The organism is Streptococcus parasanguinis, from assembly GCF_001073155.1.
GTDB classification, from domain to species: Bacteria; Bacillota; Bacilli; order Lactobacillales; family Streptococcaceae; genus Streptococcus; species Streptococcus parasanguinis_D.
Genome location: NZ_JVEE01000043.1, coordinates 40,266 through 53,552, shown reverse-complemented (window position 1 = coordinate 53,552; position 13,287 = coordinate 40,266). Strand labels below are relative to the sequence as shown.

Genomic DNA, 13,287 nt, shown 5'->3' with positions numbered 1-13,287 from the left:
GTAATTCGTTAGAATTCGATTTCGTCGTCCCACCTCCGCACAGTTGAGTAGGACTGTAAAAGCTGATGAAATCAGCGTAGTAGAGCCCACTCAACCACTGCGTCTTGCTCGACAATCCAAAAACAATTGAGAGGCTAGGACTTTTGTCCCAGCCTCTGGAATATAGATAAAGTTATCTTAGAAACTTTCCTTAGGTGAGGACGGACGTCAGCGAACTTCAAAGAAGTTCCATGACTAATTATTGAGCCTAAGGTCTCAATAATTCCGAGTGCTAGAAACAATTTTGTTTCTAGCACTTTTCTCACGGCGGAAAGTTTCAATATATTCTTGATTCATTTTAAAAATGAAATCTCAGTTTTATTTCTTTGCAGAATCATTTAACTCATTCTTCTAAAAATTATTTTATCTATTCATGTCGCCGATTGAAGTGAAAGACTTCAAAATACTGAATGGCACGATAGATTAAAAAGATAGTCAAGATAATGGATACCAGCCAGATGGTCTCTAATCCATAAAACTGGATCAAGTAGGTTGAAAAAATGGCCCCAAAGACAAAGCTCCCGATCAAACAGGTCATAAAGATGGCTTCCCAAAGGAATTTCTTCTGCTTTTCTCTGGCAAAATTCCCATAAGCCACCATGGTTTTCTTGAGATTTCCCGTCATGAAGGAATGATTATATGCGTAGCCATCCACTTCTCCAAAAGAGGTCGCTACGATTCCTAAACTCAAGCCAAAAAAAGGCACGATGAAGACATTTTTTACCGATGCTGGCAAAAATCCCGTCACCAAGGTCGTGAGGATAAAGGGCACCAAGGTACTGAGGCGCCAGACTGAATTGTCAATCAAACGCCGCAAAACCGTCATCAAAAAGATTCCCAGCATAAAAGACAGCATGGTTGCCAACTTTACTTCTACATCCGAGATCTGATGGCCAATCAAGCCGACCGATAGAAAGACCACATTCCCCGTCTGGCCTGCCGCCAAGGTCCCACCCCGACAGATAAAGGTATAAGCGTCTGAAAAACCAGCACACATGGTCAATAAACAAGCGAACGCCTTGGTCCGCGAATGAAACTCCCTTTTCATTTCCACTCTCCCTAGGAAAAAGAGGGAGTGGTACAGAACGTTACATAACGTTTCCCGTACCACCCCCGCAAAGTTGATTGAGAACTCTTTCGAGTCTTTTAGCGAATGAAGAGTCTCACCAACTACTGCGACATTCAATTATTCAATTAATGTGAAAGGATTGGAGAGCGATTGCCCTCTTGCTCCCTATCTTTATTTTCCTTCACGCGCTTCGTTGAGGATTTTTTCAATCTTGGTTGTGATCAAGTCAATCGCAACTGTGTTGGTCACGCCCTCAGGAATGATCACGTCCGCATAACGCTTGGTTGGCTCGATGAACTGGTGGTACATCGGTTTTACTACACCAAGGTATTGCTCAATGACACTATCCAGACTCCGGCCACGCTCTTCCATATCTCGCTTGATCCGGCGAATGATCCGCACATCATCATCCGTATCAACGAAAATCTTGATGTCCATCAAGTCCCGAAGACGCTTGTCTTCAAGAACTAAGATTCCTTCCACGATGAAAACATCTTGTGGTTCCTGACGATAGGTCTTGCTGCTGCGCGTATGTTCAGCATAGTCATAAGTTGGAATATCTACCGGACGACCCTCCAAGAGTTCATTGATCTGCGCAATCATCAAGTCCGTATCAAAGGCAAAAGGATGGTCATAGTTAGTCTTGATCCGCTCCTCAAAGGTCAAATGACTTTGGTCCTTGTAATAAGAATCATGCTCAATCATGGCAATCTTTTCATTCGGAAAATTGGCCAAAATGGCACGAGACACACTGGTTTTTCCACCACCAGAGCCACCAGTAACACCAATAATAATAGGTCTATTTTGCATTTTCTACTCCATTACCTGTAGTCGTCTGAGAAACAATAGACATCTCAGACACATCTTATCCATTTTACCATATTTTTGCCTAGACATGAATAGTTTTTCAGTAAGAAGTTTTGAAACAAAAAGGACCTTGCGGTCCTTTCATTATTTCACTTTTTCTAATTTTGCGGCAAATTCATTCCCACCACGTAAGACGAGTATATTTTTTCCACCGTTGACAGGTACGAAACAATAATTTGAATTAGCTTGTATATAGACTTCCTTAGCGCTCTTCACTTGATAGCCTTCTGATTTCACCGCTTCTTGAATTACGTCAAATGTGTGTTCAATCTCTTCTTTAGAAGTCGTGTCTCCATCATACTTTTCTTGATCAGCTAGAGAATAGAATGCGTAAGCCTTGTTATCGTAATACTTATCACTTATAATTCCATGATCTGAAATCTGAACAGTTGTATTATCTCCTTCTGTCACATTCTTCCATTTTCCAACCATGGCCTTTGGTGTTTCAACCTTGTGATAGACCAAATTATCTTCAAAGTTTCCTTTGTATGACTTATAAGTTTTCAAGTCGAATAAATCATTTCTTAAAATAATATTGCTTCCGTCTTTTTGGAGCAAGTTATAGCGTGTGTTCCCACCAGACTTAATAACAACAATTTCTGTCGTCTTCAGGTTAAATTTCTTATCGACATCCGCAAGTGAATGCAAGTCTGTTGCATTTAACAAAGAAAGTGCTGTATTAAATTCTTTTTTCGCTTCATTCCCCTTGAGAACCTTTTTGATGGTCTCACCACCATTGACTTTTTGTTTCTTTCCACTTAGTTCATAAGTAACCGGACTAGAATCCGTATTTCTCAACCAAACCCCATCTAGACTTGGTCCACCTGAAAAGAAAAAGAACCAAGCAAGAGCAATCACTGCGACAAGTCCCGCAACTGCGACCCCAATCTTTGTTTGTTTATTGAAAGAAAATGTCAATTTTTTCGGTCTTGGCACAGGTTGCAAGGTTTTCGCAGATGGTTGTGGTTGGACAAAACCCGTCTGCTCTTGTGAAAGAGGCGCACTAGGTGCAACAGGTGCTTCCTGAGAAGGAGCCTGCGCTTCAGTTGATGGAGCTGGTGCTTCTTTTCGCTCTACGACAAACTCCCCTTTTTCACGCGCTTCTTGAAATTCTTGCATACTTGGCTTGCGACCATTAACCGCTTCAAAGTATTCAACCCAATCTTTTTGATTCATCATATCCCCCTTATTGATTCATTATAAAAACTAACCATATTATACCACAAATCCATGGTTTATTTTGTGATTTTCAGAAAATAAATGAAAAGGACCTTTCGGCCCTTCTGATTTATTTCACTTTTTCCAATTTTTCAACTAAATGATAGTCTTCTGTGAAAACAAGGACTGTCTTCCCTCCATTTACAGGGACATAATAAAAATCAGATCCTAGTTGCTTGTACACGTCTTTCATACTAGTTAGCTGGTAATCTTGAGAATCGACCGCATCTTGAAGATCTTCATAGGCCTCTTTCACTTTGTCAGCTGTCTTTTCTTGATCAAACTTAGTTGAAGGCATCTTTTGGAGCTCTTCTAGGCTATAAAAAGCCGTTCCTTCGCTACTATCAAATTCGCTATAAGTAAGAATACCACGAGCATTTAATTCAAGATAATTGGTTTCATCATCATAAGAACGCTCAATTTTCCATTTCCCAACTAGCACTTTGGGAATTTCTGTCTTGTGAAAAATAGCATTCTTCTTAAAGCTCTCTGAATGATCACTATAGGTAACCAAATCCATCAAGTCATTGGCTAAAATCACATTGCTCCCATTGCTTTGGAGTAGATTATAAACAAGCCCATGCTCGTCTTTAATGATGATAACTTCCCTTGTGTGGAGGTCAAATTTTCTATCAACATCTGCTAAGGTTTTCAGCTTGTAGTAGTTTAACTGGTTCAAAGCCTTCTGAAACTCTTGTTTTGCTTCATTTCCTTTATAAACTTTCTCAATCTTATACTTACCATACGATCGTGGCTCTTCTTGATTTAACTCATAAACTACTGCTGTTGAATCAGCAGGCCCAACCCAAATTCCTTCCAAACTTGGAGTCGGTTGGAAGAAAAAGAAGTAAGCCAGTACAAAGATAGCTAGTATTCCCATACCTGATAAAGCCCATTTTGTCTGCTTATTCCATTTCACACTAAAGCGTTTGATAGCTGGAGTCTCAGGCCTTGACTCCACTTGTGACGGCATTTGAGCCTGCTCACTTTTCTCTCGTAAGGCTACCGCTGATGGAACTGGTGCTTCAGGAACGGTCTCTTTTCGTTCCACTACAAACTCACCATTCGCTCGTGCATTTTGAAACTCTTGCAGACTCGGCTTCCGGTTATGGAGTGCTTCAAAATAGTCAACCCAATCTTTTTGATTCATCTATTCCTCCTAATCGATGATTGTTTTCAAACTGATCCTATTATACCATACATGAAAGGGCAATCACTGTTTTTCAGAAAAAAAGAAAAAGTCCAAGCGATGTTCCACTTGGACCTTCTTCATTATTTCAAAACTTTTTGTGTTTTCGCGTAGTTGGCTTCTACAGCTTCTTTTTCAGCCTTCCACCAGTCTTGGTGGTCTGTGTACCACTTGATGGTATCTTCCAAACCTGCTTCGAAGTTTGTGAATTGTGGTTCCCAACCCAATTCTTCACGCAATTTGGTTGAATCGATGGCGTAACGCAAATCGTGACCAGCACGGTCTGTTACACGGTCGTAGGCGTCTTTTGGTTGACCCATTTTTTCAAGGATGAGCTCAAGCACTTCCTTGTTGTTCTTTTCACCATCGGCACCGATCAAGTAAGTTTCACCGATACGGCCTTTGGTGAGGATAGCCCAAACACCAGTTGAGTGGTCGTTGGTGTGGATCCAGTCACGGACGTTCTTCCCTTCACCATAAAGTTTTGGCTTGATGCCAGACAAGATATTGGTGATTTGACGTGGGATGAATTTTTCGATGTGTTGGTATGGCCCGTAGTTGTTTGAACAGTTAGAAATCGTTGCTTTAACACCAAAGGAACGAACCCAAGCCTTCACGATCAAGTCTGAAGCAGCCTTGGTTGATGAATAAGGTGATGATGGGTTGTATTTGGTTTCAGCAGTGAATTTTTCACCAGGACCTTCTCCATGTCCAGGAAGATCTTCGCGCAATGGAAGGTCTCCATAGACTTCGTCTGTTGACACGTGGTGGAAACGAATGTCGTATTTACGAGCTGCTTCCAAGAGTGTGTAAGTTCCAACAAAGTTTGTATAGATAAATGGAGATGGGTCTTTGAGGGAGTTGTCATTGTGGCTTTCAGCCGCATAGTGAACAATAGCATCAGCCTTGGCAGCCAATTTGTCAACTAATTCAGCATCAGCGATGTCTCCCACCACCAACTCAACACGATCTCCAAGGATTTCTTCGATGTTGGCACGGTTACCAGCATAAGTAAGTTTGTCCAAGACTGTCACATGGACATCTGGATGGTTGTTGTAGACATAGTGTACGAAGTTTGAACCGATGAAACCAGCTCCACCAGTTACGATGATATGTTTGTATTCTGACATTTTTTCTCCAAATAGTTTTTAGTTTTGATTGTTCCTTAAATCAATCTTTTTTTAGCTTTCCTTAGGTGAGTACGGACGTCAGCGAACTTCTTCGAAGTTCCATGACTAAGTTTTGAGCCTAGTGTCTCAAAACTTCCGAGCACCTGAAACAAAAGTGGTTCAGTTGCTTTTCTCACGGCGGAAAGCTAAGTACATAGCTCGCTTCGCTCGTTTATAGCAAAGCTAAAAACTATATAATGATGTTCTTGATTGTTTTAAGAGCTTCATTCTTACAAATCTTCTGCTTTTAGGGGTTTGACGTCTTTGAGCAATGGGTGGTTCTTGTCTGCTTCTGAGACTTCAGCTTCCTCCAAATTTTCCCATTGGATGTCTAGGCTTGGGTCTGCGTAGTTGACAAAAGCATATTTTGGTTTGAGTTCCAATGCCCAGTAGTCATTGACTAAGTAAGTATATGCAACTTTGTCTGTCAAAACTTGGAACCCATTGGCAACACCACGAGGAACAAAGATGCCTTTTGAAGCATCGATCACGGTTTGGTAGGTATTCCCAAAGCTATCGCCTTCACGAAGGTCTACCCAAGTTCCAAGAACCTTTCCTTCATCTGCTACAGAGATGTACTTGTCCCAAGGCTCTGCATGCAGACCACGTAAGACATTCTTACGAGAGAATGAAATATTGTTTTGCAACTTACCTTCTGCAAAGAAGCTTTCAGGGAATCCAAGGGGAAGCATTTTCTCTTTTTGGAAGTTTTCTTTAAACCAACCACGGTTATCCCCGCGCACTGGAATATCAAACTCCATCAAGCCTGGGATGGCTTCAATTTTGCGGGCTGCTAATTCTTTATCAAAAAATTGTTCCGTCATTATGCTTCTCCAATCAAACGGAGCAAGTATTGTCCGTATTCGTTTTTCTTCAATGATTGCGCTAATTCATGGACTTGTTCTTTGGTGATATAACCCATGCGATAGGCAATTTCCTCAAGGTTAGCCACTTGGACATTTTGCAAGCGTTGAACAGTTTCGATATATTGAGATGCTTGCAAGAGGCTTTCGTGAGTTCCCGTATCCAACCAGGCAAAACCACGGCCCATGAGCTCAACAGAGAGATCTCCACGCTCCAAATAAGCCTTGTTGACATCGGTGATTTCAAGCTCGCCACGAGGACTTGGTTTGATGTTTTTGGCAATTTCTACCACATCATTGTCATAGAAGTAAAGTCCTGTCACTGCAAAGTTCGATTTTGGATGTTCTGGTTTTTCTTCGATAGAGATAGCATTCATATCCGCGTCAAACTCTACCACACCAAAGCGTTCCGGATCTTTGACTTGGTAACCAAAGACAGTCGCTCCTTTTTCTTTCGCTTCTGCCCGTTGCAACATCTTGGTTAAGCCGTTTCCGTGGAAGATATTGTCCCCAAGGATGAGGGCAACATGATCGTCACCGATAAAGTCTTCTCCGATGATGAAGGCTTGCGCCAAGCCATCTGGACTTGGTTGCTCTGCATAAGAGAGAGAAATTCCTAGCTCAGAGCCATCTCCAAGAAGCTCTTCAAAACGAGGAAGGTCTTGAGGAGTCGAGATGATCAGGATATCTTTGATCCCAGCCAACATAAGGGTTGACAGCGGATAGTAGATCATTGGTTTGTCATAAATGGGCATCAACTGCTTAGAAGCCGCACGTGTCAATGGATACAAGCGAGTTCCTGAGCCCCCTGCTAAAATAATACCTTTCATAATGTTAGGCCTTTCTACGTAGTCATTACCCTTATTTTATCATGTTTATATAAAAAAGTCACCTTGCATTTGTGTTACAAGGTGATGACAGGTTATCCCAAAGCGACATCTAGGATCATCATAATGACAAAGCCAACCATGAGGCCCAGGGTCGCAACATCTGTGTTGCCATTGGTCTGGGAGTCTGGGATCAACTCTTCAACCACCACGAAGATCATCGCACCTGCCGCAAAAGAGAGGGCGTAAGGCAAGATAGCCGTCATGGATAAGACCGCTACTGCCCCTAGCAGAGCTCCGATGGGCTCAACGATGGCTGACATGGATCCCCAATAAAAGGCATTGAGACGAGATTTTCCATCCGTCCGGATTGGGATCGAAAGTGCAGCCCCTTCTGGGATATTTTGCAAACCAATCCCGATAGCCAAACCAACCGCCCCGATAAAGGCTTCTGGACTTGGATTGCTAGCCAGAGCTCCAAAGGCCACACCGACTGCTAAGCCTTCTGGGAAATTGTGGATGGTAATGGCGAGAAAGAGGAGGGTTGTCTTAGACAACTTCTTCTCCCTCGGCGTATGGATACTCTCAGCCTCTTCAATCTCCTTCGTCATATGAAGGTGAGGGACGATGGCGTCAATCAAGCGGAGGAAAAATTCTCCAGCTAGAAAACCAATGGCCGCCGGCAACCAAGCCAGGCTCCCATAGGAGGTTTCCGCATACTCAATCGAGGGTTGCAAGAGGGACCAAAATGACGCCGCAATCATGACTCCTGCCGCAAAGCCCATCATGATGTCCAGTAATTTGCGACTAATATGCTTGAAGAAAAAGACGATGGCGGACCCGACAATGGTACAGCCCCATGTAAACAATCCTGCGAGAAAGGCCTGTAAGACCACGGATTGCGATTGAAACCAATTCATAACAATTCCCATTTTCTTGATGATTCACTTCTTCTATTCTACTATTTTTGGCCAAATTACGGAAGGTCTTTCGAAAAAAAGAGAGTGGGACAGAAATCGGTAATTCGTTAGAATTCGATTTCGTCGTCCCACGTCCGCACAGTTGAGTAAGGCTGTAAAAGCTGATGAATTCAGCGTAGTAGAGCCCACTCAACCACTGCGTCTTGCTCGACAATCCAAAGAAAATTGAGAGGCTAGGACTTTTGTCCCAGCCTACTTCTTCACATATTGTTCAACTGAATAATCTGCTGGATCTAAGCGCAGGTTTCCTCCTACCACGAGTTGGGCTAGGTGCCACCCAATGAGGGGACCAGTTGTGAGGCCAGACGAACCAAGTCCACTGGCGACATAGAGGCCTGCTTGATCAGGAACAGCTCCCCAAAATGGTGAAAAGTCACTGGTGTAGGCACGGGTTCCCACGCGCTCCCCGATAACTTCGGCTTGAGCGAGTTCTGGATAGTAAGACATGGCTTCTGTTTCCATCTGATTAAGCAGAACTTGATCCACTGTCAGGTCAAAGCCCATCTCATTTTCATGGGTAGCTCCCATACTGATCTTGCCCTGCTGAAATGGAATGATATCCAGCTCTCCTTCAGGCATGACCACAGGATAATCAGCAGTATCTAGGTCTAGCTGATAATCCCGCAGTTGCCCCTTTTGCGGACGGACATCAACTTGGTAGCCAAGTGGCTCAAGGATTTGCCCCAACCAGGCTCCTGTTGCTAGGATAACTTGGTCATAGCTTTCTCCTGCAATCTGATAGCCATCATCTGAGACTGAGAGAGCAACCTCTTTCTTGATCACTCTTGCCCCACTGGCTTTAAGAAGCGTTTCCGTTAGAAGGGCTCCCTCCACATGAGCACCACCTGATGCATAGACCAGCTTCTCAAAACCTTGCAGCCCTGGGAATTGCTGGGCCACTTCTACCTTGATCAAGATCGCCAAGTCTCCAATCAAGGGAGATTCTTCCCTACGACTCAGCGCCAACTGATAGAGTTCGTCTAATTTTTCTTCCTTTTTCTTGAGGAGATAGACGCCGGTCTGCTGGTAAAAATCTGTTTTAATTCCGTCCTTGGCCAGATCTTCTACCAATTCTTGGTAAAAATCTGCTCCCAGACGAGCCAGGCGATACCAAGCCTTATTCCGCCGTTTAGAAAACCAAGGGCTAATAATGCCTGCTGCCGCCTTAGTCGCTTGGCCGACTCCATGGTCATAGACGGTCACATCCACTTGTGCTTCTTTGGATAAATAATAGGCTGCAGTGGACCCTACGATCCCTGCACCGATAATGGCAACTTTCATCATGCCCCCTTAGATATGGTAAAAAGGATTGGTGCTGGCTTGACTGCCAATCACTTCAATCTCCCAGGCTTCCTCAGACTTCCACTGATTGAGCTTTTCTACTAATTTTGACACAAAGAGAACCTCGATATGGTGACCTGGATCCAAGGCCAAGAGCCCATCGCTCAGCATGTCCTGAGCCGTGTGGTAGTAGATATCTCCGGTGATATAGACCTCTGCTCCTTTGGCGAGAGCATCCTTGTAAAAGGACTGGCCACTTCCTCCACAGATGGCGACATGCTTGATAACCCGATCCAAATCCGCCTGATCATAACAGACCAAGCGCAAAGCATCCAAGCCAAATGTTTCTTTGACCTTGTCAGCCAACTGACCAAAGGTTTGAGTAGCTACCCGACCGATCCGGCCGATTCCCAGTCCTTCCCCTGTCATACTGAGGGGCTCTGTATCTTCAATGTCCAAGAGCTGGCAGAACCAATCGTTGAGACCATCTGGGACAATGTCAATATTAGTATGGCTGACGTAGACTGCGATATCATGCTTGATCAAATCGATATAAATCTGATTTTGGGCCCGATCAGCTACCAAATCCTTGATGGGACGGAAAATAGGCGCGTGCTTGACGATGATCAAGTCCACCCCATGAGCGATTGCTTCTGCCACCGTCTGCTCCCGAATATCTAGGGCTACCATGACCTTCTTGATGTCTTTTTGTAGCGTGCCGACTTGTAGGCCACGGACATCTCCCTCCATAGACAATTCCTGAGGACAATAGGATTCATAGCGTTTGATGACTTCACTTGCTAACATGTAGAACCTCCTTGATGTGAGCGATGCGCTCTTCTAACGATTCTCTGGCAGATTGATTCTCAACTGGGACCTGCTCCAAGGCGAAGGCTAATTTCTCCACTTCCTTGGACCACTTTTGGACAAAGGCTGGAGCTTGTTCCCGCATCAAATGGGGACCAAAGCGTAGTTCCTTGGCTGTCAACTCTTGAGAACCGTGTTCCACCACAAGGATCTCATAAAACTTCTCATTTTCTTCCAAGATAGCTTCATCAATAATGTGGAAATCGTGGTCGACTAACCAAGCCCGCAGTTCATCCTCTCGATTATTGGACTGCAGAACCAAGCGAGAGACATTGGCTAATTTCTCAAGACCTGCCGCTAAGATATCTGCAATCAAGCGTCCGCCCATGCCAGCAATGGTGATACAGGAAATGCCGTCTGCTGGTTCAAAGGCAGCCAAGCCATTGGCCAGACGGACTTCAATCTTGTCCTCTAAGCCATTATCGGCGACATTTTGCAGGGCAGACTGATAGGGTCCCTCTACCACTTCACCAGCAATAGCGGCCTCAATCTTACCTTCTTGTAAGAGGGCGATTGGCAGATAAGCATGGTCACTTCCCACGTCCAACAGACGCGCTCCAGCTGGGACGAAGCTAGCCACCAAGTCCAAGCGATTTGATAATTTTGTAAATTCCATGTGCTACTTTCTAAACTTTTATTCCACCCTTTAGTATACCATGTTTGCACCATTAAAAAAAGGCGCGACGGCGCCTTATCAAATTGTTGCTAAATTGTTCTAGCTAGCTATATAAGTCGAGAAATCTCTTATTTTTGGAGCCAAAAAAATACGTATTGAGTTTTCTGCAGTGAGAAAAGTGCATGAAACTTTTTGTTTCATGCACTCGGGAGTTTTGAAACCTTAGGTTCAAAACTAAGTCATGGAACTTCTACGAAGTTCGCTGACGTCCGAACTCACCTAAAGAAAATCTCAATACAATTGAATTATCTATACTTAGACTTTAGTCAATTTCCTTATAGTCTACTTCCAAGCCACGTTTCACAGCTGGGCGATTGGCGATTTTCTCTGTCCAAGCCTGCAGATGCTTGTATTCCTTCACATTTAGGAATATCCCTGCACGGTCCCAGATCTTGTCTTGGGCTAGACGGCCATACCAAGACCAGATGGCAATATCTGCAATGGTGTAGTCATCCCCTGCGATATAAGGTTTAGTGGCAAGCTCCTTATCCAATAAGTCCAATTGACGTTTGGCTTCCATGGCAAAGCGGTTGATGGCATACTCGATTTTCTCCGGCGCATAGTGGAAGAAATGACCAAAACCTCCCCCTAAGAAAGGTGCAGCACCCGTCTGCCAGAAGAGCCAGTTGAGCACTTCTGTCCGTTTAGCCGGATCAATCGGGATTAATTTGCCAAATTTCTCTGCTAGATACAGGAGGATATTGGCCGATTCAAAGACACGAATGGCTTGATCGCCTGATTGATCCAACATAGCTGGAATTTTCGAGTTTGGATTGATGGCTACAAAGTCACTACCAAACTGATCTCCCTCGCCAATCTTGATCCGATAAGCGTCATAGCCTGCATCCACTCCCAGCTCTTTCAGTTCTTCAAGCATAATGGTAGCCTTGATCCCATTGGGTGTTGGAAGGGTATAGAGTTGGAAAGGCTGGTCGCCTTTTGGAAGGGTCTGCTCAAAGCGGGCACCTGCTGTTGGTTGGTTCAAGCCACCCCAGGCTCCTCCCATTTGGCTCGGTGCTTCCCATACTTCTGGTAATTGATAGTCTGACATCTTTCTTCTCCTTTATTTCGCTACTCCTAGCATATCAAATATTGGGCTCCCTTTCAAAGATCTGCTACGCGAAGGCTACTTGACTTTTTTTGTCAAAATGATAGTATAGAAAAAATACAATTTTAAGGAGAAAACCATGTCCACGATCGATTTTCATAGTTTGGCAAAGACAGAACTTCACTGTCACTTAGACGGTTCCTTGTCGCTTCCAATCATTCGCCAGCTGGCAGCCATGGCCAATATTGACCTACCTGCTAGCGATGAGGAACTCAAGCACCATGTCATCGCACCTACCCACTGTGAGAATCTTTTGGACTATTTGGAGGCCTTTGACTACATTCGACCTCTTCTTCAGACCAAGGAAGCTTTGACCCTTGCTGCTTACGATGTGGCCAAGCAAGCTGCTCTCGAAAATGTCGTCTACATCGAGGTCCGCTTTGCACCAGAATTGTCCATGGACCAAGGCCTCACCGTCCCAGAAACCATCGATGCTGTCTGCGATGGTCTACGCCAAGCCCAGGAGGAATTTGGCATTGTTGCAAAAGCCTTGGTCTGTGGCATGCGCCAGTCCGATCAAGAAGTCACCTCTCGCATTCTTGCAGAAGCCAACCAAGTTAGTGATCAAGATTTTGTTGGTTTTGACTTTGCCGGGGATGAGCACAACTACTCTCCAGAAGATATTCGACCTTTAATCGAGCAAGTCAAGAGTTACCATCGGCCCATGACGCTTCACGCAGGTGAGTGTCATTGCCCACACTTTGTAGCCCAATCGATTGCTTTTGGCATCAAACGCAATGGCCACGTGACAGCTCTATCTCATGAACCAGCCTTACTCCAGTCTTTTGTTGAAAATGAAGTCACCGGTGAACTCTGCTTGACCAGCAACCTACAAACAAAAGCAGCACCGACTATAGAAGATTTTCCTTATTTGAAGATGAAGGCAGCCGGAGCTCGGATCAGTATCAATACCGATAACCGGACTGTATCTGATACCGACCTCACCAAGGAATATGCCCTCTACCATCAGCACTTCCAAACCAAGGAAACTGACTTTTACCAACACAATGTCGATGCCATCCAGGCTTCCTTTGCTAGCGATGAGGAAAAACAAGCACTCCTTACCAAACTAGAAAAAGCCTACGCGGACTATCTATAAATGAAAAAACTAGCGCCTGATGAAAGGGCTAGTTT

Annotated in this window: 13 protein-coding genes; 1 reads left to right on the top strand and 12 read right to left on the bottom strand. The window is 44.3% G+C overall.

Going from position 1 to position 13,287, the window contains the following annotated elements; translation table 11 throughout:
• Positions 1-406: 406 nt before the first annotated feature.
• From ADH92_RS07715 to yghU, 12 genes are all read right to left on the bottom strand, one after another.
• Positions 407-1,087, bottom strand: coding sequence for a YoaK family protein (locus tag ADH92_RS07715; protein ID WP_049498023.1), 681 nt, complete (start codon positions 1,085-1,087; stop codon positions 407-409).
• 192 nt (positions 1,088-1,279) lie between these two features.
• Entirely contained in the window at positions 1,280-1,918 is a 639-nt protein-coding gene (gene udk, locus ADH92_RS07710; RefSeq protein WP_003002524.1) for a uridine kinase, read from the bottom strand.
• A gap of 141 nt (positions 1,919-2,059) precedes the next feature.
• A complete protein-coding gene (locus ADH92_RS07705; protein WP_049498022.1) occupies positions 2,060-3,151 on the bottom strand; it encodes a DUF1720 domain-containing protein in 1,092 nt (363 codons plus the stop codon).
• 112 nt (positions 3,152-3,263) lie between these two features.
• A complete protein-coding gene (locus ADH92_RS07700) occupies positions 3,264-4,343 on the bottom strand; it encodes a hypothetical protein (protein ID WP_049498021.1) in 1,080 nt (359 codons plus the stop codon).
• A 122-nt stretch (positions 4,344-4,465) separates the two neighbouring features.
• The gene (gene rfbB, locus ADH92_RS07695; protein WP_003002700.1) at positions 4,466-5,512 is read right to left on the bottom strand and encodes a dTDP-glucose 4,6-dehydratase; all 1,047 of its coding nucleotides are present in this window, start codon (positions 5,510-5,512) and stop codon (positions 4,466-4,468) included.
• A gap of 269 nt (positions 5,513-5,781) precedes the next feature.
• Positions 5,782-6,375: a dTDP-4-dehydrorhamnose 3,5-epimerase family protein gene (locus ADH92_RS07690; RefSeq protein WP_023918495.1), complete on the bottom strand. Its 594-nt coding sequence runs from the start codon at positions 6,373-6,375 to the stop codon at positions 5,782-5,784.
• Positions 6,375-7,244: a glucose-1-phosphate thymidylyltransferase RfbA gene (rfbA, locus tag ADH92_RS07685; protein WP_003002772.1), complete on the bottom strand. Its 870-nt coding sequence runs from the start codon at positions 7,242-7,244 to the stop codon at positions 6,375-6,377. Before rfbA ends, ADH92_RS07690 begins: the two co-directional genes overlap by 1 nt.
• A gap of 92 nt (positions 7,245-7,336) precedes the next feature.
• Positions 7,337-8,161 carry a ZIP family metal transporter gene (locus ADH92_RS07680; RefSeq protein WP_049498024.1) on the bottom strand — a complete coding sequence of 275 codons (825 nt, stop codon included), beginning with the start codon at positions 8,159-8,161 and terminating at the stop codon, positions 7,337-7,339.
• 252 nt (positions 8,162-8,413) lie between these two features.
• Entirely contained in the window at positions 8,414-9,505 is a 1,092-nt protein-coding gene (locus tag ADH92_RS07675) for an NAD(P)/FAD-dependent oxidoreductase (RefSeq protein ID WP_049498020.1), read from the bottom strand.
• A 6-nt stretch (positions 9,506-9,511) separates the two neighbouring features.
• Positions 9,512-10,309: a Nif3-like dinuclear metal center hexameric protein gene (locus ADH92_RS07670; protein WP_049498019.1), complete on the bottom strand. Its 798-nt coding sequence runs from the start codon at positions 10,307-10,309 to the stop codon at positions 9,512-9,514.
• Positions 10,296-10,985 carry a tRNA (adenine(22)-N(1))-methyltransferase gene (locus ADH92_RS07665; RefSeq protein ID WP_049498018.1) on the bottom strand — a complete coding sequence of 230 codons (690 nt, stop codon included), beginning with the start codon at positions 10,983-10,985 and terminating at the stop codon, positions 10,296-10,298. Before ADH92_RS07665 ends, ADH92_RS07670 begins: the two co-directional genes overlap by 14 nt.
• 322 nt (positions 10,986-11,307) lie before the next feature.
• Positions 11,308-12,096 carry a glutathione-dependent disulfide-bond oxidoreductase gene (gene yghU, locus ADH92_RS07660; RefSeq protein WP_049498017.1) on the bottom strand — a complete coding sequence of 263 codons (789 nt, stop codon included), beginning with the start codon at positions 12,094-12,096 and terminating at the stop codon, positions 11,308-11,310.
• 136 nt (positions 12,097-12,232) lie between these two features.
• Between yghU and add the strand changes: the two genes are divergently transcribed.
• On the top strand, positions 12,233-13,252 hold the full coding sequence (gene add / locus ADH92_RS07655) for an adenosine deaminase (protein ID WP_049498016.1): 1,020 nt from the start codon (positions 12,233-12,235) through the stop codon (positions 13,250-13,252).
• Positions 13,253-13,287 lie beyond the last annotated feature (35 nt).

Excerpts from the sequence above, each read along its gene's own strand:
- ADH92_RS07715 (WP_049498023.1), bottom strand. The coding sequence starts at position 1,087 with ATGAAAAGGGAGTTTCATTCGCGGACCAAGGCGTTCGCTTGTTTATTG.
- udk (WP_003002524.1), bottom strand. The coding sequence starts at position 1,918 with ATGCAAAATAGACCTATTATTATTGGTGTTACTGGTGGCTCTGGTGGT.
- ADH92_RS07705 (WP_049498022.1), bottom strand. The coding sequence starts at position 3,151 with ATGAATCAAAAAGATTGGGTTGAATACTTTGAAGCGGTTAATGGTCGC.
- ADH92_RS07700 (WP_049498021.1), bottom strand. The coding sequence starts at position 4,343 with ATGAATCAAAAAGATTGGGTTGACTATTTTGAAGCACTCCATAACCGG.
- rfbB (WP_003002700.1), bottom strand. The coding sequence starts at position 5,512 with ATGTCAGAATACAAACATATCATCGTAACTGGTGGAGCTGGTTTCATC.
- ADH92_RS07690 (WP_023918495.1), bottom strand. The coding sequence starts at position 6,375 with ATGACGGAACAATTTTTTGATAAAGAATTAGCAGCCCGCAAAATTGAA.
- rfbA (WP_003002772.1), bottom strand. The coding sequence starts at position 7,244 with ATGAAAGGTATTATTTTAGCAGGGGGCTCAGGAACTCGCTTGTATCCA.
- ADH92_RS07680 (WP_049498024.1), bottom strand. The coding sequence starts at position 8,161 with ATGAATTGGTTTCAATCGCAATCCGTGGTCTTACAGGCCTTTCTCGCA.
- ADH92_RS07675 (WP_049498020.1), bottom strand. The coding sequence starts at position 9,505 with ATGATGAAAGTTGCCATTATCGGTGCAGGGATCGTAGGGTCCACTGCA.
- ADH92_RS07670 (WP_049498019.1), bottom strand. The coding sequence starts at position 10,309 with ATGTTAGCAAGTGAAGTCATCAAACGCTATGAATCCTATTGTCCTCAG.
- ADH92_RS07665 (WP_049498018.1), bottom strand. The coding sequence starts at position 10,985 with ATGGAATTTACAAAATTATCAAATCGCTTGGACTTGGTGGCTAGCTTC.
- yghU (WP_049498017.1), bottom strand. The coding sequence starts at position 12,096 with ATGTCAGACTATCAATTACCAGAAGTATGGGAAGCACCGAGCCAAATG.
- add (WP_049498016.1), top strand. The coding sequence starts at position 12,233 with ATGTCCACGATCGATTTTCATAGTTTGGCAAAGACAGAACTTCACTGT.